Source organism: Paenibacillus wynnii, from assembly GCF_000757885.1.
GTDB lineage: Bacteria > Bacillota > Bacilli > Paenibacillales > Paenibacillaceae > Paenibacillus_AQ > Paenibacillus_AQ wynnii.
Map to the genome: position 1 here is coordinate 440,783 of NZ_JQCR01000001.1, position 23,255 is coordinate 464,037.

General features: G+C 45.3%; 17 protein-coding genes and 1 pseudogene. 4 read left to right on the forward strand and 14 right to left on the reverse strand.

The genetic code is table 11. The features are described 5' to 3' along the window. Positions 1 to 679: 679 nt before the first annotated feature. Positions 680 to 1,972, reverse strand: a complete 1,293-nt coding sequence (locus PWYN_RS02140) for a homocysteine synthase (RefSeq protein WP_036647864.1) — start codon at positions 1,970 to 1,972, stop codon at positions 680 to 682. Between the two features lie 226 nt (positions 1,973 to 2,198). Then, the gene (gene deoC / locus PWYN_RS02145) at positions 2,199 to 2,876 is read right to left on the reverse strand and encodes a deoxyribose-phosphate aldolase (protein WP_036647866.1); all 678 of its coding nucleotides are present in this window, start codon (positions 2,874 to 2,876) and stop codon (positions 2,199 to 2,201) included. A gap of 293 nt (positions 2,877 to 3,169) precedes the next feature. Between deoC and PWYN_RS02150 the strand changes: the two genes are divergently transcribed. Together PWYN_RS02150 and PWYN_RS02155 are read left to right on the forward strand one after the other, a co-directional pair. Next, positions 3,170 to 3,511, forward strand: coding sequence for a hypothetical protein (locus PWYN_RS02150; RefSeq protein WP_036647867.1), 342 nt, complete (start codon positions 3,170 to 3,172; stop codon positions 3,509 to 3,511). 5 nt (positions 3,512 to 3,516) lie between these two features. Then, a complete protein-coding gene (locus PWYN_RS02155; protein ID WP_157261064.1) occupies positions 3,517 to 4,518 on the forward strand; it encodes a ketoacyl-ACP synthase III in 1,002 nt (333 codons plus the stop codon). Positions 4,519 to 4,592: 74 nt separating this feature from the next. Here the strand turns inward: PWYN_RS02155 and PWYN_RS02160 are convergent, their stop codons facing one another. The 4 genes and pseudogenes from PWYN_RS02160 to PWYN_RS02175 form a co-directional block, all read right to left on the reverse strand. Further along, a complete protein-coding gene (locus tag PWYN_RS02160; RefSeq protein ID WP_240479655.1) occupies positions 4,593 to 5,429 on the reverse strand; it encodes a prohibitin family protein in 837 nt (278 codons plus the stop codon). Between the two features lie 107 nt (positions 5,430 to 5,536). Next, the gene (locus PWYN_RS27735; protein WP_052087688.1) at positions 5,537 to 7,474 is read right to left on the reverse strand and encodes a WD40/YVTN/BNR-like repeat-containing protein; all 1,938 of its coding nucleotides are present in this window, start codon (positions 7,472 to 7,474) and stop codon (positions 5,537 to 5,539) included. Between the two features lie 353 nt (positions 7,475 to 7,827). After that, positions 7,828 to 8,042 (reverse strand): annotated as a pseudogene (locus PWYN_RS30535) (hypothetical protein); the annotation flags it as partial. Between the two features lie 324 nt (positions 8,043 to 8,366). Continuing rightward, positions 8,367 to 9,446, reverse strand: coding sequence for a bifunctional 3-deoxy-7-phosphoheptulonate synthase/chorismate mutase (locus tag PWYN_RS02175; protein WP_036647870.1), 1,080 nt, complete (start codon positions 9,444 to 9,446; stop codon positions 8,367 to 8,369). Positions 9,447 to 9,977: 531 nt separating this feature from the next. On the opposite strand from PWYN_RS02175, the gene PWYN_RS02180 reads away from it, so the two are divergent. After that, on the forward strand, positions 9,978 to 10,610 hold the full coding sequence (locus tag PWYN_RS02180) for a LysE family translocator (protein ID WP_036647871.1): 633 nt from the start codon (positions 9,978 to 9,980) through the stop codon (positions 10,608 to 10,610). On the opposite strand, the gene PWYN_RS02185 is transcribed toward PWYN_RS02180, so the two are convergent. The 4 genes from PWYN_RS02185 to PWYN_RS02200 all read right to left on the reverse strand — a co-directional run bounded on the left by PWYN_RS02185 (position 10,607) and on the right by PWYN_RS02200 (position 17,729). Then, positions 10,607 to 12,049, reverse strand: a complete 1,443-nt coding sequence (locus tag PWYN_RS02185; RefSeq protein ID WP_036647873.1) for an amino acid permease — start codon at positions 12,047 to 12,049, stop codon at positions 10,607 to 10,609. The two genes, PWYN_RS02180 and PWYN_RS02185, sit on opposite strands and share 4 nt — an antisense overlap. Positions 12,050 to 12,195: 146 nt before the next feature. Next, a complete protein-coding gene (locus PWYN_RS02190; protein WP_052087689.1) occupies positions 12,196 to 14,466 on the reverse strand; it encodes a PAS domain S-box protein in 2,271 nt (756 codons plus the stop codon). 221 nt (positions 14,467 to 14,687) lie between these two features. Beyond that, positions 14,688 to 16,280, reverse strand: a complete 1,593-nt coding sequence (locus PWYN_RS02195; RefSeq protein ID WP_036647874.1) for a copper amine oxidase N-terminal domain-containing protein — start codon at positions 16,278 to 16,280, stop codon at positions 14,688 to 14,690. 168 nt (positions 16,281 to 16,448) lie between these two features. Then, positions 16,449 to 17,729 carry an ArsB/NhaD family transporter gene (locus tag PWYN_RS02200; RefSeq protein ID WP_036647875.1) on the reverse strand — a complete coding sequence of 427 codons (1,281 nt, stop codon included), beginning with the start codon at positions 17,727 to 17,729 and terminating at the stop codon, positions 16,449 to 16,451. Between the two features lie 148 nt (positions 17,730 to 17,877). Between PWYN_RS02200 and PWYN_RS02205 the strand changes: the two genes are divergently transcribed. Then, positions 17,878 to 18,969, forward strand: a complete 1,092-nt coding sequence (locus tag PWYN_RS02205) for an LLM class flavin-dependent oxidoreductase (protein WP_036647876.1) — start codon at positions 17,878 to 17,880, stop codon at positions 18,967 to 18,969. A 90-nt stretch (positions 18,970 to 19,059) separates the two neighbouring features. On the opposite strand, the gene PWYN_RS02210 is transcribed toward PWYN_RS02205, so the two are convergent. The 4 genes from PWYN_RS02210 to PWYN_RS02225 form a co-directional block, all read right to left on the reverse strand. Continuing rightward, positions 19,060 to 20,295 (reverse strand): serpin family protein, encoded by a 1,236-nt coding sequence (locus PWYN_RS02210; RefSeq protein ID WP_052087690.1) that lies wholly within the window; start codon positions 20,293 to 20,295, stop codon positions 19,060 to 19,062. 136 nt (positions 20,296 to 20,431) lie between these two features. After that, positions 20,432 to 21,352 (reverse strand): glycine betaine ABC transporter substrate-binding protein, encoded by a 921-nt coding sequence (locus PWYN_RS02215; RefSeq protein WP_240479656.1) that lies wholly within the window; start codon positions 21,350 to 21,352, stop codon positions 20,432 to 20,434. Between the two features lie 29 nt (positions 21,353 to 21,381). After that, positions 21,382 to 22,038 carry an ABC transporter permease gene (locus PWYN_RS02220; RefSeq protein ID WP_036647877.1) on the reverse strand — a complete coding sequence of 219 codons (657 nt, stop codon included), beginning with the start codon at positions 22,036 to 22,038 and terminating at the stop codon, positions 21,382 to 21,384. Then, positions 22,035 to 23,171 carry an ABC transporter ATP-binding protein gene (locus PWYN_RS02225; protein ID WP_036647878.1) on the reverse strand — a complete coding sequence of 379 codons (1,137 nt, stop codon included), beginning with the start codon at positions 23,169 to 23,171 and terminating at the stop codon, positions 22,035 to 22,037. The genes PWYN_RS02220 and PWYN_RS02225 overlap by 4 nt, the downstream gene beginning before the upstream one ends. Positions 23,172 to 23,255: the final 84 nt, after the last annotated feature.

Genomic DNA, 23,255 nt, shown 5'->3' on the forward strand with positions numbered 1-23,255 from the left:
GCTCCGGCTTTAGCAGCCATGATTCACTCCTAACGAGACATGGGCCAGCCGCGGCCGAATGGCCCGCAGTTACTACGCATCGATCATTTTCTCCATCACGCAGGACAAGGAATGCCGGCTGCAATCCAGTCCGGCTGAAGTAACTCCGGTTAAATCTTTCTGCTGTTTCACGGGTGCCTCCTACGCTTCCAGATTCCGTAGATGCAGATTTTAGAGATACTGAAAAGCTAACTCCATCCCATGCTTGGTCACCAGCGTTAAACTTCAACGGGCGCTCTTCATTACTTCGAAAACCATCCTGCTGATGCTCATCCTTCATCTTCTGCACCCACCCTTTTCGGCTTTGGATTGCCGCCGGCTTATTCATTAGATGTATTGGTTCCCGCCGGCTCTATTGCTTTACTTATAAATACGGGGGACACCCCGGAATTATGCAAGCGGTATCAAAACATGTGAAATTACACACTTTAATGCAAAGTTTACAGTAAACAAAAAGAAACGGCTGCGCCGTCATATATAAGGATGGTATCCGTCTCTCGGGGAAATATAAGGATCATTATATTGTGAAACATATAGATTGGTTTATTTTAAAAAAGGGCCTTTACCGTACTGATCCTCCTCTCTCCTATGCGAAAGTGGATGGGATCTAATAGGTAAAGTGCCCTTCATAATGGCTTTATTATTGCTGGCTGGCCGCTATCGCCTGCTCCAGATCATACAAGATATCATCAATGGATTCTGTACCTATAGACAAGCGAACCAGCTCCGGGGAAACGCCGGCAGAGATTTGCTCCTCATCAGAAAGCTGCTGATGCGTAGTACTCGCCGGGTGAATAATAAGCGACTTGGAGTCTCCGACATTAGCCAGATGAGAGAAGAGCTTTACATTCTCAATCAGCTTACGTCCAGCCGTAATTCCTCCCTTAATCCCAAAGGTAAGAATCGCTCCCTGTCCTTTAGGCAAATACTTTTGGGCCAGTTCATAGGATGGGTGACTCTGAAGGCCGGAATAACTTACCCATTCCACATCCTCATGAGCTTCCAGATAAGAGGCTACCTTCAAAGCATTTCCGCTGTGACGTTCCATCCGCAGATGCAGTGTTTCCAGACCCTGCAACAACATCCAGGAGTTAAACGGGGATATAGCAGCACCCAGATCACGCAGCAATTGAACACGCGCTTTTATGATATAGGCTATAGGTCCGACAGCCTCAGTGTAGACCACTCCATGATAGCTTGGGTCCGGTTCGGTCAGACCCGGGAACCTGCCGCTGGCCTTCCAATCAAACTTACCGGCATCTACGATGACGCCCCCGATAGAGGTACCATGCCCCCCGATGAACTTTGTGGCGGAATGCACGACAATATCTGCACCATGCTCAATAGGACGGAGCAAATAGGGGCTTGGGAAGGTATTATCCACAATAAGAGGAATTCCGTGCTCATGAGCAATAGCAGCGACGGCTTCAATGTCCAGTATGTTGCCCTGCGGATTGCCGATGGTCTCAGCAAAAATGGCTTTGGTCTTATCATTTATTACGCTGCGGAAGTTCTCTGGGTTATCCGAGTCCACAAAATGAACCTTAATTCCAAGCTTGGGCAGTGTTGTGGAGAAGAGATTATATGTACCGCCGTATAGACTGGCTGCTGATACGATCTCATCACCAGCACCTGCGATATTCAGTATGGAGAAGGAAATAGCCGCCATCCCAGAAGCAGTTGCAAGTGCCCCCGCACCGCCTTCAAGAGCGGCAATACGCTGCTCGAAAACATCCGTGGTCGGATTCATCAGACGGGTATAAATATTGCCGAATTCCTTAAGTCCGAAGAGGTTCGCAGCATGCTCAGTATCGCGGAAACCATAAGAGGTTGTCTGGTAAAGCGGAACAGCACGGGCAAAGGTAGTTGGATCAATCTCTTGACCCGCATGGATGGCCAAGGTTTCAAATGACAGCTTACGATCTTCTGACATGGGTATTTCCTCCCTTAAAATAAATAATAGAAAACTTTAACAATTTAGAATTGATAGTATTCTCTCACACTTCATGTCATTTGAACAGAAAGTTCTTATTATTCCACTGTGAATTATCACTTTACAGAAGAGAAATATATATAACGCTTACAAAAGTCTTCATTCATTAAAAAAGCGGCGTGCCAGATTGCACATGCCGCTGTTCATCTTGTTGTACCTTCCAGAATTAATATCCCGACTCGTTCAGTTCACCCTTCGCAATAGCCACGCCGCCGCTTGTTCCAATACGGGTTGCACCGGCTCCGACCATTATAAGCGCATCCTCTGCACTGCGAACGCCGCCAGAAGCTTTCACACCAATATCAGGACCCACAGTAGCCCGCATAAGTGCGATGTCTTCCTTCGTTGCCCCTCCTGTAGAGAAGCCTGTAGATGTTTTTACAAAATCAGCACCAGCCTGGGCAGAAAGTTTGCAGGCACGAACCTTTTCTTCATCCGTAAGAAGACTGGTCTCGATGATAACCTTCGTTAGTGCTTTTCCACGGGCTGCATCTACGACAGCAGCAATATCTCGGCTGACCCACTCATCGTCGCCAGTCTTAAGAGCCCCAATATTAATAACCATATCTACCTCGCCTGCTCCGTTAGCGATGGCATTTGCTGTTTCAAATGCTTTGGTTTCCGGAGTAGAAGCACCCAGTGGAAAACCAATTACTGTACAAACTTTGACCTCCGGAGTATCCTTCAGCACTTCATGGGCAACAGCCACCCATGCAGGATTAACGCAAACCGAGGCAAACTTATACTCTTTAGCTTCCTCAGCCAATTTAATTATGTCTTCTTTCCGTGCGTCCGCTTTAAGCAGCGTATGATCAATCATTCGGGATAGCGTATTTTCGCTCATCGTTGTATTCCTCCATAAAATTGAGTAGTGTATGTTCTCACATTCCTTCATCATACCAATAGATACCTCCTTTGCAAAGTTAGAGAGCTCCGCCACTGCAAAGCATAGAGATTTGTAAGTCTCCGTAGAAGATGGTTGTAGTTCCCTAAAAAATAAAAAATAAAATAAATAGGGTTTATATGCCAAATTACACTTTCCAAAATAGGGAAACCGGCTATAATGAATCTCGTATGTTTCGACATATTTTTAATACCCTTTTTTTATATTAATTATTTAGGAGGAGATCTTCGCAAATGGGAAATTTCAATTTTTCACCAAGCACTGAAACCCGCACACTTAAGGTAATGGTAGAGGGTGCAATGTCACAAGAAGATGCCGGCCGCTTCATCCAGGAGTATAACGAACACGTAAGTAAATTTAATCCTGCTGAATATGAAATCGTTCTGGATTGTACAGGTCTAAATGTCTCTTCACCGGACGTGCTGCCAATGCTGGAGCAATGCTACATTATGTATAAAGAATCCGGCTTCAAAAAGGTTATCTTTACGATTGCAAAGAATCCAATTCTCAAGATGCAGCTCGGCCGTGTTGCCCGTTCTACCAAGCTGGAAAACTATGAAATTGTAGAAGTCTAGGAGGAATGCATTTGGACTCTATTACGATTCGCCAAGCCGCTTATTACCATCCGGAACGTGTCGTGCATAATGATTTTTACCTGAACCATTTTAACAGCATGGGCAAGGACATTGAACGATTTTTGCAAGTAATGGGACGGGAACGGAGATATATCGCGGATAGCGAAGAGGAGAATGCATTTACGATGGGTCTGAAGGCAGCCCAAAAGGTACTGCTGGAAGCCGGATTAACCGGAGAAGATATGGATATGATCGTATTTGTCTCTCAGACCCCGGAATATACCTATCCTACCAATGCTCTTCTGCTGCACCATAAGCTTCAGGGAAAACACCGCACCATTACAATGGATTCCAACGCCAATTGCGCCGGAATGGTTACCTCCGTGGAGCAAACAAGCCGTTATATGCAGTCTAATCCGCATGTCCGATACGCATTAGTCGTTGGATGTGACCACAGTTCTATCCATTGTAATCCCGATGACGAGATTACTTATCCTAACTTCGGAGATGCAGCAGCAGCTGTCATTCTCGAACGCAGCACTGACGAGAGTAAGGGATTTGTCGACTCTTTATTCTACATAGATTCAGAGGGCAGCGGTAATATTACGTTCCCGGCCTGTGGTTTATCGAATATTTACAGTAAGGATGTTACACCAGAGCAATTGCGCATCCGATGGATTCCTTTTGACGGTACGGTGTGCGTAGACGCTGCAATAAATGATATTCAAGAGCTTTTAGCTCGACATGAACTAACGATTGAAGATATTTCCGCTTTCTGCCTGTCACAGTTCTCCCTTAAAAATATTGAACTGATTCAGAGCGGCCTTGCAGCACCGCAAGAAAAATTCATCTACGTAGGTGACGAATTCGGCTATACAGGTACAAGCAGTCCTTTCATCGCTTTTCAGCGCGGTGTTGAGGATGGAGTCATTAAAAGAGGCGACTACGTGTTTTTCTGGTCAGTAGGCGCGGGATGGCAGATTCCGACGATGCTTTTCAGATACTGATTATAGTATTATTCTGTACCAAAAAGGCCCTGCTCAAGGGGAGCAGGGCCTTTTTGTCTTCGAAATATAACCTTTTATTTCTGAGTTAGTGAATCAATATCAATAAATGGAGTCGCTCCGCCGGTTACGCTCGGCAGCTTACCGTCCCATTTCTCCAATGCTTTCTCGGATACCTCAATTTGTTTTAGCTGTACCAGTTCTGGAGTTACCTCCTGCTTCTTCAGCCTCAGAGATTCTGCCTCAGCCTGTGCCTGTGCGATTTTTTGTTTGGCTTCGATCTCAATTCGTCTAAGGTCATTTTCAGCCTTCAGCGCCTGCTGCTGGGCGACCTGCTTCGCTTCAATAGACTGATCGAAGGCCTCGGAGAATTTAAAGTTCACAATGTTAATATCGTTTACAACCAGATCATATTTGGCGAGCCTAGAGGTTAAGTGCTCGCTGATCTCAGCTGCTACCACATCTCTTCGTTTAATTAAATCTTCTGCAGGATATCTTGCTGTTACTTCCTTGACGATTTCCTGAATAGCCGGATTAATAATAACCGTATCAAAATTCCCGCCGATGTTATTCATCAGATTGTAGGCCGAGCTTTGATTAACTGAATAGTTCACAGCTACATGCGTAGATACGGGCTGTAGATCTTTCGAGGAGGCTGTTGTATCTGTCTCTGCTTTCGTTACCTGAGTGTTCACCTGAATAACCGTCTGGATGAAAGGTATTTTAAAATGGATACCCGGAGTTAGCGTATTATTGTTCAACTTACCGAATGTTTTGTACAACCCTACGTGCCCGTATTCTACAGATGTAAATGCATTTCCCCCAATAATCAGCACAATCAAGACTGCTGCTACACCGCTGACTAATTTCCCTGTACGAAATGGCTTGTTCTTTGGATTAATGTCCATATTCATGAAGAACCCTCCTGAGTGACGCTGAAGCCGTATTCTCTCTACAAGGGAAGCTGACTTCAACATTTGATATCACTATATACGGCTCTTGCTTTAAAAAGGTCTCAAATTTAGGGAGCAGATGGAAACCAAAGGATAAGACCCTCAGGTATAAGACTATACCTCTCGGTCTGTTTACCTCCTTGATAAGTCACCTCAAATACTTTATCCTCGGTCAGGTTCACAGAATAGGCTTTCAATGCTTCATTAATGTAGGTGACTTCTGCATGATCCTTATTCCAGCGGTATAGATATACATTCATCGGTGTTCCATGGATGGCAACCCCCTCAGGATAACCGTCTCGATCTAGATCCTGTTCACTGGCCATACCGGTATTTACAGTAAGGAGACCCTTAGGCACACCAGTATCATCCATAGAAAAGTATCGGGAAATTGCATGATTAGCACCCGCTACACCTGTTATCTTTAAAGCTGACTTCCCAAATATTCGGGTAGGTGTGATCTCAATATCCTCCGGTTTACGGTAGTCATAAGAACCGACAACACCTAATTCATACTGACTTTTCACGGTTGAAAGTGCGGCATACACATCTTTTTTATCATTCTTCTGTGTGTACAACGTAACTTCAAACCCATCAAAATTTTCAAATTTCTTATTTTCAATAATTGTTGCGCCTGAGGGTATCAGGTCTGACTTCTTCACGATTGGAGTATGTTCTACCGGTTTCCAGGGGAGTGTTATGAGTCCTGCAGCCCCGGCCGAGGTAGGAGAATGGACAGATATCCCAGTTATATGCCCCGCTTCTGGTTGGAGTTCTAGAAAAATAAATTTCCTTTCCCAGTGTCTCCCGCCATCCTTCGTTGTAAATAAAACAAACGGGTCATCGTTACTGTTTGATAGGAACCAGCCTTGCTTCTCATCAGCCATAGCAAACTGTGAAGGAGAAAATCCGGGCAGTTCCTGTTCCCCGTTCGTCCATGTCTTCCCACCGTCCTGAGTCCAGCCCACGGTATTCGGGATCTCACATGGAGCACAGTACCCGCTCATGAAGGCTGTTTTCCTATTGACGACATACAGAGTACCGGGTGAAGCCCCGCTGTTATTCGGCACACCGCTGTCCGTATTCTCTCTGAATCCAGGTGCCGTTCCTGCGCCTGCAGTAGAATGTTCGATTACAGGCTGCCACTTCCGTCCCCCATCGACTGTGTGAAATAAGGAATAAGAGGTCTGACTCATTCCTGAATCGCCCAGGCATTCAATCCATGCATCGTCCTTGCCTGCAGATCGAATGATGGCACCGCTGATAATGGTGTTCGAAAAACGCTTAACAACAGACCATGACTTCCCACCGTCTATCGCACGCATGAAATTGAAGGTATAGCTGGAGGGCTGCGTTACGGCCCAGCCATGGTCACGATCATGGAAATAAGCATCGTCCAAAAGCTTTTCCGGAATAGGAAGTTTGCTCCAGGTAGCTCCTCCGTCTAGGGTCATGGCATTAGCAGAGAAGCCTGTATCTTTAGAAATAAAATGAAGGAAGCCGCTATTGGGAGCCTGACCAACGAATGACCAAGTCTTCCCTCCGTCCACCGTCCGCAGTAACTGCGGAGTACTTTCGGGTTCAGTCACTGCCTCTGCCCACGCCAGTTTACTGTTCAGCGCAAATAAAGCGCGGATTGTACCTTGGCCCTTGTACTGCACTTGCCAGTCCGCACCTCCGTCATCGGTGCGGGCAATCCAGCCCTTGCCGCCGATCCAGCCGGCGCTAGGGCTAATCATCCGCAGCGCAGATATGCTGCGGATCGGGACTCCCGGCTTTGCATCGCCGGGAGTCGGAGACGCAACAGCCGCAGGAACATCCTGCGGCTGTTGCGTCTGTGCTGCTGAGCTGCCGAGCGGCTCAGCGGTTGGGGATTGGGCTGCGACGCCAGAAGAACCTGCGGGCCCGCGGCCCGCAGGTTTCTCGCCAGGCTGGCAGCCCGCAAGCAATCCCAGCATTAGCGTTGCCAGCAATGCTGCTGCCGTTCTTTTGCAAAGCTCAATCATATATACACTCCCTCTTATAATTGATGACTTAAAGATCACTTTAGAAGAATTATAAGTGAAGTTCAGTACGGTTAAGTTACTTAAATGAAGGAAATGGGTTACTACATTGTCTCTAAATATGTAAAAAATGAGGCTGTCTCATAAGTAGATTTTCTACAAGCAGAGACAGAACCTTTCCATATTCAAAAACTGAAAAAGTCAACAAAGCAGCGATTCTCCTGTTATTGGAGGATCGCTGCTCTCTCGTTTTTGGTCATTTGCAACTTGCTTCAGTAGATTGTGGGCAAGGGAAAGCCACCCGACCTCAAGCGTCACTTTTTCCATGCCGTGAAGCAGAAACCGCATTCTTTCACGAACAGGGCATGTACCTGCTCTTGCCATTTCACTTTATGTTTGCTGACTGCTTTGCCCCAAACAAAGGTGTAGCAATTTGGCATTCGCCTCGATTTTGGTTCCGTCCATACCCGCCGGGATAGATAGCGTCAGAGATGGTGTCGTCCAACCGATTGACGGCTGCGTTAACGACACGAACGAGGTGATTTTCCGGGATGTCTTCTTCAAGATCCATTGGGAAGCAAAGTTGGTGGTACCTCCCTTTTACCAAAAGAGCGATTTCTTTTTGCGATTTTTAAGAGAATTGTAGAAACTTTTTCCGCTCAAAGCAGCGGAGAGGACGGACTGATTGTGGAAAAGCGGCAGCGTTCGCCTTTGTGTCTGGATTTTTACCGCTAAGGAGAATAAATAAAATCTGGACACAACAGCGATTGGAACAACAGTCCGTTCGCGGAGCGTCCTCACCCCAATTAACGTTGATCTTACTCCAAAATAACAAGGGCTGACCCAAGTAGCCATTTCATGACTTTTGGAACAGCCCCCTCGTAATTAGCAAACATTAAAATCGGTATATACCGGAGGATTTCAAATCCGTGAAGAAGGTATTGAACTCCTCGATATTCAACTGCTGTGCGGCATCTGACAGTGCGGTTGCCGGATCTGGATGCACCTCGATCATGATCCCGTCAGCTCCCGCAGCCAGCGCTGCTTTTGCACAAGGAAGCATAATATCTTTGCGGCCTGTGGAATGGGTCACATCAACCAAGACAGGAAGATGGCTCTCCTGCTTCAGAATAGGAACAGCAGAAATATCCAGGGTATTGCGAGTCCACTTCTCATAGGTTCGAATACCGCGTTCTATTAGCATAACCTGTGTATTTCCACGAGACATAATGTACTCAGCAGCATGCAGGAATTCCTCAAGGGTAGCTGACAATCCGCGCTTCAGCAGCACCGGCTTATTCACTTCCCCAACGGCCTTCAACAGCTCGAAGTTATGCATATTCCGGGCACCGATCTGGATGATATCCACGTAATCCAAAGCAGCATCAATGTGTCTCGGGTCTACGATTTCACTGATAGTGAGCAAACCATGGTCATTCGCAGCTTCCCGAAGGATTCTCAACCCATCCATTCCAAGACCTTGGAAATCGTAGGGTGAAGTACGGGGCTTGAAGGCGCCACCACGCATTACTTTTACGCCGGCCTTCTGCAGGGCAGCAGCGACCGTCCGGGTTTGCAGTTCACTCTCTATAGAACAAGGTCCCGCCACCATAAGTGAAGATAGACCTCCTACGGTAATATCTCCTGGCAGGACAACAACGGTATCCTCTTTATGCCCTTTACGGCTTACTAGCAGAGTTTTCTTATGTTCATCACTTTGTAAATCCAAAGAAGCCTGAAAGATTTGCTTGAAGAGGCTGCGTATCGTTGCATTCGTGAAAGGCCCTTTATTGGCCGAAACCAATCGGTCCAGCATTTGTTTTTCCCGCTCTGGATCGAACTTAGGTACGCCCTGCTTCTCCTTCACTACTCCGATTTCCTGAACGATCTCTGCACGCTCAGAAATAAGCTCCAGCAGCTGCCCATTAATTTCATCCAGACGATTTCTAAGCCCATCCAATTCTACATTGCTCATTACCTTCCACTCCCTCTTCTTCATTCGATATTTAGTGAACGCAAAAAGGCCCCCCGTCGCAAGGGACGAGGAGCCGTGGTACCACCCTTATTTAGAATAAATCCCTAATACTGGCAAACAAGAAACCTTTAGGTTCCCGTTACCTGAGATTTTACTCTGTCTTTCACCCGTTAACGCGGGGCGCGAACCTCCCTACTCATGCTCTTAGTGAACTGCAGAGCACTTCAGGGGTCGACTCGGAAGTGAACTTCGGCATTCATCGTCTCTTGAGGGTGCTCTCAGTCTCCGGCACACCTTCCCTGTTCAGATCCGTTCGAATGCTTACTCTCTTCGTCATTGTCCTTAGGTATATATTAGCACCTTCTTTGGTGCTGGTTCCTGATATCTTAATGGAAAAAAGATTGTCCTGCAAGACAACGATGTAACGCTTTACCGCTTTAATGTTTATATATTTTTGGAGATTTGTCGTACAAGCAAGTTTGTCCGAATAGGTTATTACATAACTCTATTGGACAAAGAGGGGGAGGACGCTTGAACACTATATTAGGATATATCATCCTGGGTCTATCGCTTTCGGCACCGATCGGACCCATTAATGCCGCACAGCTCGACAAGGGAATCCGCGGGGGTTTTTGGCATGCCTGGTTTGTGGGGCTTGGAGCCATAAGTGCAGATATCATTTACATGATACTTGTCTATTTGGGTGTGATCCATTTGCTCGAGACACCGTATGTTAAAGCTTTTTTATGGATATTCGGCTTTCTTGTGCTCGTGTATACAGGTATTGAGAGTATGAAAGATGCCGGCAAGATCACACCGGCTAATGTACGGGGAAATACAGGCTCTTTAGGTAAATCCCTTCTATCTGGATTCCTAATGTCCTTATCAAACCCGCTTTCTATTCTATTCTGGTTAGGGATCTACGGTTCCATCCTGGCGGAGGCCGCGAACGAATATCCTATGCGCCAGTTGTTGATTTATAGTGGAGCTATCGTATTGGGTATCCTGATCTGGGATATTACCATGGCTGCGGCCTCGAGCATCTTCCGTAAGTTGCTGACCCTTAGAGTGCTGAAAGGCATTTCCATGCTGTCCGGCCTGTCTTTGGTCGGGTTTGGTATCTATTTTGGAGTAGAGGCTTGCCGCATGTTGTTTTTCTCCTAAAGCTTGCTTTTACGCATCCGAATTCCTTTAATTCGAAAGCCGGGGCCGCCTGCTAAATGTCGGTACTCTTCCACAGAGTCGTCTTTTTCGTCTTCTTTAGGCGAGTCATCGTCTGCATGCTTTTTTCGAATATGCTGCACGATGAGGTCACAGATCCCAATCAATGAGACAAGCAGCAGACTGATAAAGAAACCCGGGCGGCTGAGCTTATGAAAGAGAGTACCTGTTACTGCCGCACTAATCAAAAGCAGCCCGGTCCATCGTTTAAATCCGCTCCATACGCTAGACTTCAGCAACTTTCCTGAAGAAAGCAAAATAAAGGACCAGTTATAGAGCAGCATCAAGCCTGCCGCAGTTGTAATATATTCATACACTTTTCCCGGCATCAGCAGGGACATAACGATGGCTGCAATTAGTCCGCTGGAGATTAGGCATAGAGCAAAAAACGGGTATTTTTTCTTCCACTTATGGGAGAAAAGTTTAGGGGCATCCCCTTCCTTCGCCAATGTGAGCAGCATGGAAGTCACCGCGTACAGCGATGCAGTCATGGTCGAGAATCCGGCAATAATCAGCACTCCGTTAAATACATGAGGGATAAACACCAGATGATCGCTTCTGAGCGCCAGGACAAATGGACTTTCCTTAGGATTAAAAACATGCAGAGGCACCATGGTCACTGCCAAGCCGATGGAGATTGCATAGACAGTCGCCAGCAGAATCAGCATCACTTTACCTGCCTTGGGAGCTTCCTCCGGCTTTTTCAGCCGGTATGACATAATTCCCAGCACCTCAATGCCGCCGTAAGCATAGTAGGCAAAGATAAGGGACGACCATAATCCAAGGCCACCTGTTGGAAAGATGTCTTTGGTGGTGATTGGGAGCTTAGGTGTATACACGCCTCCTCCAATCCAGCCAGCCAGTAGAGCAACTGCAATCACCAGAAACATGAGTATTGCCGCTACTTTTATAACTGCCAGCACATCCTCAACCCTGTCAAAACCTTTATTTCCGAAAAAGACAATCAGAAGACCAAGAACTCCGAAGCCTATTGCAAAAATCCACATGTGTATGTTAGGGAACCAGAATCGTGAAAAAATAGAGAGTGCCGTCAATTGACTTCCCATAATCAGCAGCTCCGAGAACCAGTACAGCCACCCGCTTCCGAAACCTGCCCAGTTTCCAAATGCTTTCTTGGCATAGGTACGGAAAGATCCCTGTTCTGGATGCTCAGCAGTCATACGTGCCAAAGCATCGAACACTACATAGGTTCCCGCAGCCGCCAAAAGGTAGGAAATAATAACCGCGGGGCCCCCAATCTCAATCGCTAAACTGGAGCCGAGAAAATAACCTGTACCAATTGTACCCGCCACACCAAGTAAGGAGAGCTGCCACCACTTTAGCTTTTGATCCTCTTTCTTACTTTTTGCACCTTTAGTCATGGAGATACCTCACTCTTTTATTTATTGCTTGTAGGGTACACCACTTTCTAAATTTTAATTCTTCACTCTACAAATCCCGCCGCCAACAAAAAAGAGGAATCCCACAACCATCATAGATGGCTTATTGGATCCCTCTTATTTTGATTTTAAAAAAATTTATTAATGACTGCGCTGATCGCATCATTTTTCACCGGCTTGCTGATATAGTCATCCATACCCGCTTCGAGACAGTGCTCCCGGTCTCCCTTTAAGGCATTGGCTGTCACCGCCACTATAATCGGCTGCTGCTCAGGTGGCAGACTTGTCTTAATTACTCTCGTAGCCTCCAGACCATTCATTCGAGGCATCTGAACATCCATAAAGATGAGATCATAAGTATCGGAGGCTAATGCCTGCACTACTTCTGTTCCATCGTCAACGATGTGTACGGAATGCCCGCGTTTCTCCAGCATCTTCTGCATGACAATTTGATTGATATCATTATCCTCGGCAACCAGGATTTTCAGATGGCGTTTATTCTCCTCTACACCTGTTCTGGATAAAACCTGCTCTACTGAGCTGTGACCAGTCTGTTCTACTTCACTGAGAGCAACTGTGAACACAAAGATAGACCCTTGGCTTTGCCCGTCCTCCACATTAATTTGCCCTCCCATGAGTTCAACAAGCTTCTTGGTAATTGCTAGACCCAAGCCTGTTCCCTCGTGCTGGCGGTTCATGAAATGATCCAATTGGTAAAACGGCTCAAAGAGTCGATTCCTTTGTTCTTCCGGAATGCCTATTCCAGTATCAGATACTGAAACATGAAGGATTGTTTTCCCCTTTACAGTACCTGATACCCTCACAGTTAAAGTAACGCCGCCCTTATAGGTGAATTTAACGGCATTCCCAACAAGATTAAGCAAGATTTGTTTCAGCCGCTCTCCGTCCCCAATTAAGAAATCCGGAACTTCCGGACTGATGGACACATCGATATATAACCCCTTGGCTTCGGCCTTATGCGACAGAACATCGACCGCAGAAAAAATACAGTCCCGAACATGAAAACGCGCCTCATTCAATTCCGTGCGTCCAGCCTCGATTTTACTGAAATCAAGAATATCATTGATAATCGATAACAAGGTGTCTCCGCTTTTACGAATAATATCTAAATATTCCCATTTCGGTGAGGTTGGCTCTGTCATCTCCAGCAGCAAATCGGTCATCCCGATTACGCCGTTCATAGGCGTGCGGATTTCATGACTCATCATCGCCAAAAAGTCACTTTTTGCACGGTTCGTATTTTCTGCGGTTTCCTTGGCAATCAGAAGCTTCTTATGCTCGGTAATATCCTTGACGATGATGTAAAAACCGACCTTTTTTTTGTTAATAAGGATAGGAGCAATAGTTGTGAGCACTTCAACCTCATGTCCGTCTTTATGCCTGATTGCGTTGATATTACGCTCAGTGAACCTTTCTTCCTCTGTTGAATAACTGAGAATATCATTCAGGTGGTCGTTCCCTACAATTCTTGCCACACTCATGCCCACCATCTCATTGTTGTACCCTGTCAGTTGACGCGCTTTATCGTTGCTATTAATGATATTACCTAGTAAGTCCAAGGAAATAACTGCATCATGATTGTACTTTTTTAGCGAGGTATATCGTTCGACAGACTCCTGCAGCTTCTGCTCAACGATTTTACGTTCTGTAATATCTCTTCCGACCGCCAGAATATTTCTTCCAACTGCATCCTCCACGATACGGAGCATAAATTCAATCCAGGTATAACTACCGTCTGCTTTGCGCACCCGCACCTGTATTCTGTCATTAACTGCTGACTTAGGCAGGTCATATACCGAATGGTCGTCAGGGTGAATTAAGTCTCTGTTGTTAATCCCGAGAATATCCTCCGGCTTATAGCCCAGCATCTCGTAGACAGAGGGAGAGCAGTAACGGCTGTTTCCATCCGGTCCCAGAAGAAATACCATATCTCTAAGGTTAGGCGTTATCATACGGTACAGTTCATCATCATTTTCTATTTCCCTAGTCTTCTCAGGCATGGGTTTGAGCATATCCGTCAGGATTACAATATAGAAAAGAGGAATTTCCGTAGAAGGGTTACTTATAAGGGTTAAGCGCAACCATACTGAAACCGGCGTTCCGTCTTGACGAATCAATCTAATTTCATGATCTAAGAAAGGGATCTCTTTATCCTTAAGTGTTCTGATCATTTGCGTGTAAGTTTCCAGATCATCCCCGTATACGAACTGACTGAAGTCCCGTCCATGAAGTTCTTCTTCAGAGTAGCCGAGCAAGTCAGTTACAGCAGGGTTGATACTCGTCCACTTGTTGTCCGTGGAAAGAAACGCTTCTCCAACAAATGCAGATCTGTAGACGTCTTTGAAGCGAGAATGACCTTCCATGTGATATCTTAGCACGAATTTCCACCTGCCCGTTTGTGGAGTTATGATTAATAAAAGAGGTTTAATTTATTTAAAATCTCAATTATTAATATCTTGTATATCCGGGCGAAAGTCAATTGAAAATATTGCTTTCACTCTCACATTTATTTCAGCTGACTCCTTCTAAATAATAAAATAAAAAACAGAGGAATTGCGACTAATTGCCCGCAACACCTCTGTCAGTACAGTCGGATATTTTACATTGATTTCGTTAAGGCTATTAGGCCCTCACTTTGGCTCCAAGCTACATCCCACTTCAGCAGTTCAGCTATGAACCGAAGAGGAACCATCGTTCTGCCATCCTCATTAATAAATACCTTTGCACCCACGGATTTTTGCACTCCGTTCACTTCCATTACACTTTTGCCGATCCAAAATTTCAAGGTATCCTTACCAGCTATAACCCATACCGTATTCATCTGTTTATCATATTTCACTTCTGCACCAATACCTTCACCCAAATACCGAAGAGGGATATAAGTTACGCCTTTCCAGTTCATTGGTGTGGTATCCATCAGGGTGGTAGTACCGTTAATGTTCAATTCCTTACTGTTAATTTTCATCCATACAGTTGTCATGCTGCTTGGAGCAGCCGATTCTTGAAACTTATCATTGTATTGAGCGACAATCGCTCCTGACAACGCCTTTCCCACAGCGAACATGGTTTTGTAGCCTTCCCTATTTGCTGCATAAGAAGCTGTATAATTCCCGGCAGCATACTGGTCAAAGGTATTTTGGACCTGCGCCTCATGAGCTTTAAGCGAGGCTTGTGCCGCAGCTGTCGGCAGATTCTCGGCGGTAGCTGAACCAAGGAATGCACCTAACTCCTGCGTGAAATCATTAATACGGGCCAACACGGCTGTACGGGCGGCTGTATCCATGTTTTTAACCGCATTTACATAGTCACTTTGTGCGTTGATGTGATTACCTACCCATATTTTCTCGAATTGATCCGCACCTGCTGCTCCATATACGGAGGCAACTGCGGCTTTGAAATCGGCAGTATTACCAGCTTCTGCATTTATTAATGCTGTAAAATCTGCTTTTCCATCAAACTGCTTCTGCATTTGCAGAGCGGATAAGGCAAAATGTTCAGCCGCTACACTATTCAGTATGGATCGTAAATCTGCGGCTTTGGTGTCTACCTTAGATTGATTGAACTTCATCGGCATTTGCGTCACTATAGCATTGGATAATACCTTACTAATTGTGAACATTTCTTTGTAACCTTCACGATAAGTCTTATATGCCCCGGCGTAATTTCCGGCGATGTAAGCATCAAAGGTTTGTTGAACATGATCCTCATGACTACGGATGGCCTGCTCCGCGGCTGCCTTGGGAAGATTGCCTTCCGTAGCTGCACTTAGAAAAGCTGCAAATTCAGTAACGAAGCCCTGAACCTCCTGCTCCGCTTTCTTGCGGGCCACACTATCATTCACTTTAGTCGCCTTTACCAACTCATCCGTATACTTGTTGTGTGCTCTAAAGATTCGTTCAAATTCTTCTCCGCCCGCTTTTCCGTATAACGACTCAATCGCTGGTTGCATATCCAGAGCGTTCTGATCTAGCGCCTGATAAGCAGCCGCTGCATCCTTCGATCCGTCATAAGCCTTCGTCATCGCTGCAACCGCGAGAACAAAATGCTCTGACAGCAAGTAATCCAACCCCGCTCTTAATTCAACAGCAGGAGTATCCACCGTTGCAGGTGTCGTCGTCACCGCAGCGTTTGCCATGGTTGGTAATAGTAAGGACAAGCAGAGTACGGGTGCAAATAATTTTGTCAGCTTCATAATCATTCATCCTCCTTCAAAGTGGTTGTTCGCCTTGGTGTTGTTGCTTTCAGTAGTAGAACGCATAAGAATGGATTCTGGATCACAATTTAATTAAAATTCTTTTTAATTCTTTGCATAGAAAAAACGACCCACCCATCATTGGGTGAGCCGTTGATCTTTGCCGATCTACATCAAATATCTTAAATAGATGTATACACTTGATATGACGATAGACAAAATCATTAACGGAAATCCGTACTTCAAATACTTCATAAACGTAATAGGATGACCCTCTTTGCCCGCCAGCCCCGCAACAATCAGATTGGCGCTTGCTCCGATAAGCGTACCATTACCACCCAAACAGGCTCCCAATGCCAAGCTCCACCATAACGGTTCCAGATTCGAAACGCCCATGGTTCCCATCTCCTTAATCAGGGGGATCATTGTAGCTACAAAAGGGATGTTATCCAGAAAAGCTGAGGCTATAGCACTCAACCACAAAATCAGCATGGAGCTTAGCAGGAGGTCGCCACCGGTAAGATCAATAGCTTTAGCCGCAAGCTCCGCAATGACGCCGGTCTCTACAAGGCCAGATACCAATACGAATAAACCTATGAAGAAAAATATGGTGATCCATTCTACACTATGAAATGCTTTCTCCAACATAGACTCACCTGTGAGCAGAAGCAGCAAAAATGCACCTGACAAAGCAACGGTTGCGGACTCTAAATGTAAGGATTGATGGAGGAAAAACCCTAATATCGTAGCGCCTAGAACGATCAAGCATTTCCGCAGCAGCTTATGATCAGAAATTAAAGAATGCTCGTCCATCTCCATAATTCTTTGCTGCAGCTCAGGAGTTGACTTAATTTGCTTGCCGAACATGATAAGAAGCAGCGGTATGTAAGCTAGTACAATAATGATGACTACCGGTGCAAGGTTACTGATAAACGCCATGAATGTCAGTTCCTTTACCGCACTACCAATCATAATATTAGGTGGATCACCAATAAGTGTTGCGGTGCCACCAACGTTAGAAGCAATGATTTGTGAAATCAAAAAAGGAAGCGGATTAATTCGCAGCTGCTTTGTAATACTGAAGGTAACTGGAACCATCAACAGCACTGTAGTGACATTATCCAAAAATGCCGAGCAAACTGCAGTAATAATAAATAAAGAAACCAATATTCTTTTGGGCTGGCCCTTTGAAACTTTGGCTGCCTTCAGCGCCACATATTTGAATAACCCGGTCTCTGAGGTAATGCCGACTATCAACATCATGCCTACAAGTAAACCCAGCGTATTGAAATCAATGTGATGAAGGGCGGTCTCCTGATCAACGATTCCAAAGATAATCATCAGTACTGCACCGGCCATAGCCAAGATGGTACGATGAATTTTTTCTGAAATAATTAAACCGTAAATAAGTAAAAATATAGCAATAGCCCATATGGCTTGCTGCTCCATTCCAAAATCCTCCTCTTGTTCTCTCACAGACTTACAAATTGTAAGTGATCGATGTTGTGTGATATAATACTACTACTTGATACATATAAAGGACAAGCTTCAAACCTATATTTTCATTAATAATATAAATAACAAGGGGTATGCACTAATGAGCACCGATACGAAGAGACATCCCGAACCAATCTTTGAATTTGGCATTTATACACTGGGGGATATCGTCTCCGATCCATTAACGGGAGTAACCATCTCCCCAAAACAACGCCTTGATGAGGTTGTTGCCGCAGCTAAGCTAGCGGATGAACTTGGTCTGGATGTATTTGGGGTCGGGGAGCATCACCGGCTTGATTTTGTTGTATCCTCCGTTCCAGTCGTTCTTGCAGCAATCTCACAGGTAACCTCTCAGATCAAACTAAGCAGTGCCACAACTGTACTCAGTACCATTGATCCAGTCAGGGTATTTGAGGATTTTGCCACTCTCGATTTACTATCTGACGGACGCGCGGAGATCATTGCCGGACGGGGCGCTTTTACAGAATCCTTCCCTTTGTTTGGATATGAACTGGATGACCATCACCGCCTATTTGCTGAGAATCTTCAGTTGCTGCAGCAGTTAAATGAGCATGAAATTATGAACTGGAAAGGTAAGTATCGCTCGCCTCTCATCGATGCGGAAATCGCGCCTCGTCCTCTGCAATCCCAGATACCCCTCTGGGCAGGTGTCGGAGGCACTTCAGAAACCGCAGAAAAAGCAGGTTCGCTTGGAATTGGAATGGCCATGGCCATTCTTGGGGGTAGCCCGGAACGTTTCCAACCTTTGGCAGATAGCTACCGGCGCGCCGGCGCGGTGAACGGACATCATTCAAATGATTTGAAGATTGCCATTACCAGCCATGGGTACATTGCCAGAACATCCGCTCAGGCGCTGGATGATCTATATCCTTACTATTTAAATTATTTTAACGCTATCATGATTCAGTCAGGAAGCCCATATCAATTGTCACGTAGTGATTTTGAACAGTTTGTGTCTCCTGATAATGCACTGGCCGTAGGCACCCCGGATCAGATTATCGAGAAAATATTATACCAGTATGAGTTGTTCGGTCATACCCGCTTCATGGCTCAAATGGATATCGGCGGTCTTCCCTACGCCAAGGTAGCTTCCGCTATCGAATTGTTGGCAACAGAGGTTGCCCCGGTGGTGCGTGAAGAAATTGCCCGGAGAAACAAGATCAAATCTTAACCGATGCTTCTATAGGCTATATAGATCCACATAGAAAAAGGCAGACCAAGATTAAGCACCTTGGCTTGCCTTTTTAACGTTCAGAATCTTTTATTTAGGATTAAACACGGTTCCCATGAATACAATCGCTCCTGTGGTATGATCCTCAATAGCGAAGAAAAAGGGACGATTCAGGCTAATCTGAAACCATTTATCAAGAGGTGGTGTGCTGCCGGTCACGAGGATGCTAGTGACAGCTGCCGCCTCTGTTCCTTGCTCATTCACCTCAATAAATGATTTATGAATCACATCGGTAATGTAGAGACCGCTGTTCTTACCGGTCATAACTGAGAAGTCAGCCGTTGCAGAATCAAAGGCGCTATTCATACCAAGCCGCTGTAATGTGTCTTTGAGACTCTGGTTATACTCCATTTGAAAACGGGGCAACTCCACTAATGCCTCCCCCTCCTTAAAGCCCTCCCGCCATGTATCCGAATGTGAGAACAGCTGCGCTACAGCATCTGTAAGGGGCAATCCTTCTTTCGGAAGAACAACCACCATGTCCCATTTCCCACTGCCATAAGGTAATCGAACGGCCTTGAAACTCTCCGTTTCCTTATGGGCTAATATTTCTTTCTTCCACATCATTTGGACCGTTTCCTCGGAGCCATCGGCGAGATAAAAGGGTGCTCCCCGGGTCAACGAATTCTCGAAGGGTTTCGACCAGGTGCCGTTGAAATAGATTGCATTTGCCAACATTAATACATTGGATTTTAGCAGACTGGGATCTACAATCTCCTCAATTCGCCCATTTGTATTGTCCTTCACCCATTTGTTAATCGTCTGGGCAGCCCCCGCATCTTCAAAATCTAACTTCTCTACTTTGACCCCATACCACTTCTTAATCGTACGGATATAGCCCTCCTCTATAGGGGTCTCTTTCCTCGTCCAAAGTCCATTCGCAATCTTCAACTCGACTTTGGAATCGCTATGCTTCAACAAATCCGTCAGCACAGCGTTTCCCTCATTCAGCGCTTCAAGAGTCAACCCATCTAACCCAAGGGTATGTTGAAGCTCTGCTCTAGTCTCACCTTCTGCCCCATTCAGGACAAGGGAAAGAGCAAAGGCCATACTGAGCGGAGAGATGAACAGGTTCTCACCGTTAGACACCTCCAGCAGCTTATCCGCTATATGTAGGGAAAAATCGTTGTAGGCTTGTACCTGTACGGCGTTAACATCCTGTGACTGATAGATTGAAAATCCCTTCTCATTTGCGCATCCAGCCGTTCCTAGTAATAGAACAATCAGCATAACCATGGGCTTTTTAAATATTGAAGGTAATGACAAGGTTCTCACCTCTTTTTATGTTGGTATGAATAAAGACGTTGTCATTAAGGAAAAAGTTTCCAATATTCCGCATTCAATTCAAAAATAAAAAAACGGCTGAACCTCAACATTCATCGAGGCGCAGCCGTCTTCGGGTTTAATCTTTAATTAGCCCTTTTTTGATTAGAAAGTCATGTGCTACATCCTGTTCCTTGAGTGCATCCACATCTACCTCAGCGTTCAATCCCTGCATTTCCTCTTCGGAAATCAAACCCTTCAACTGGTTCAGAATCCCTTCCAGCTCAGGGTATTTATCCAAGGTCTCCTGACGAATGACCGGACCTGCATCATAAGGGGGGAAGAACTGTTTGTCATCCTGTAGAATTACCAGATCATGAACCTTAATCTGAGCATCCGTCGCGTAGGCATTGGTTACATCCGTTTCGCCATCCTCGATCGCACGGTACATTATTCCATGATCCATTCCCTTGGATTGCTTAAAGTTCATGCCGTACAGCTTTTTGATACCCGGATATCCATCTTCACGGTCCAAGAATTCGAACTCAACACCAAGAACCATATCACTGGATACTTTAGCCAGATCACTGAATGTTTTAAGTTTATAGGTCTCCGCCGTTTTACGAGTTACGGCCAAAGTGTAAGTGTTATTGAAACCAAAGGGCTCCAAGAAAGCTAAACCATCTTTTTTCACCAATTCTTTGGTTTTAGCTAGAGATTCCTCAGAGGTACCTGTCTTCTCTTGGTAATAGTTCGCAACAATAGTCCCCGTATAGTCGGGATATAACTGGATTTCGTTATTCTCAAGCGCTGTCCAAGCCACGTTCGAGCCTCCCAGGTTTACCTGTCGCTTGACTGATATATCCGTCTTGTCTTCAATCAAATCGGCCATCATGTGGGCAAGCAGTACATTTTCTGTGAAGTTTTTGGATCCAATGGTGATTTCTCCACCCTTGCCCGCAGCAGCATTATTATTATCCTTTGCTCCCCCACATCCAGCAAGTAACGTACTTAGTAGTATGGTAATCAAAATACTTATTTTCATTGTTGTAGTTTTCATAAATTTCCTCTCTTTTTCAGGGTTCCCGATTAAACTTTTAAGCCTTTCGGGGTCGTGACTTTTTCTAATAATCCTAGTAAATAGTCTAGAACTAGCGCAAGAAGGGCTGCCGGAATGGCACCTAGTAAAGTAAGGGCTTCAATATTCCGTTGGATCCCTAAGAAAATAAATTCCCCAAGGCCTCCAGCTCCGATAAAAGCAGCAAGCGTTGCTGTCCCCACATTTATTACAGCTGCAGTTCTAATTCCCGCCATAATTACGCTTAATGCTAAAGGAAGCTGAACGCGGAATAGAATCTGCCAGTTTTTCATTCCCATCCCTCTGGCTGCTTCTACAATTGATTGATCTACATCAGTAATTCCCGTATAGGTGTTCCTAACAATCGGCAGCAATGAATACAGAAATAAGGCTACAACCGCTGTCTTCATCCCGATGCCGAACAGAGGAATCATAAATCCAAGCATAGCCAAACTCGGAATCGTCTGGAGGATACCCGCCGCACCTAAAGTAATACCTTTCAAACGGGTAATCCGAGTGATCATGATACCGAGCATAATGCCAACAATAACCGCAAACAGCATAGATAAGAACACAAGCTCAATATGTACACCTAAGGAATGAACAAGATCTGCTCTGCGAATATCTAGTTGATGCACTATTTGCTGCCATAAGGACTGATCCTTCATATCGTTGTCTCCTCCTTATCCCCTTCCCATTGAGAGGCAAAAGCGGTCAAAAGAGTTCCTCTTGTAACAAGGCCAGCAATTTTTCCCTCTGCGGTTACAACGGGAATGATGCCAAAGGGAGCCTGCGTAATCAGGGCCAATGCATCTCTTGCTGTTGCCGTATCCTGCAGCATTACCTTAGGTGGGGTCATAATTTCCTGGATAGTACTGAATTGCTCCATCTTGGCAACAACCTCATAAGCGGAGACAATACCCAGCAATATCCCTTTCTCATCCCCAATCAACAGTGTATCCATTTTGCGTTGGCGCATAAAGGTTAGTGCTTTGGCAAGTGAGCGTCCAGGTAGACTTGTGGATGGGTTATCCCGCATGACTTCGGTTACAGGGATATATTCAGGATTTTGATAGATGCGATTCTTTCCAATAAAAGACTCTACAAAGTCATTCACTGGATTGCTAAGCAATTCATACGGTGTATCTATTTGCACGATCTCTCCATCTTTAAGAATGGCAATTTTGTCACCCAGCTTCAGTGCTTCGTCCATATCATGGGTTACAAAGACAATGGTTTTCTTCACTTCCTGCTGTAATCGCAGCAATTCATCCTGTAACTGCTCCCGAGTAATTGGGTCCAACGCTCCAAATGGCTCATCCATCAGTACAATTTCAGGATCTGCAGCCAATGCACGTGCAACTCCAACACGCTGCTGTTGTCCTCCTGACAATTGCTTCGGGTACCTTTTCGCGTAGATAGTGGGATCAAGTCCAACCAGCTCCAGCATTTCTAGAACGCGCTCTTTTTTCTTATTCGTGTCCCACCCCTTTAAGTCAGGAATAAGACCTACATTATCTTCAATCGTATAATGTGGAAACAAGCCAGCCTGTTGAATGACATAACCGATACTTTTGCGCAGTGTAACTACGTTTTCCTTCGTGATATCCTTACCGTGAATATAAATCTTACCTGACGTATGTGGAACAAGACGATTAATCATTTTCATAGTTGTCGTTTTTCCGCATCCGCTGGGACCGATTAGAACTAGAATTTCCCCAGTTTCAATTTCGAAGCTAATATTTTTTACGGCTTGAAAGCCGTTGGGATACGTCTTGCCGACACCTTCAAATTTAAGCATTGGATTCCTCCTCAAGTGAATTAACTATAACACTAACTGACAACTTATAGTAATATTTAAAGTTGTTTGTTTAATAATGGTAAT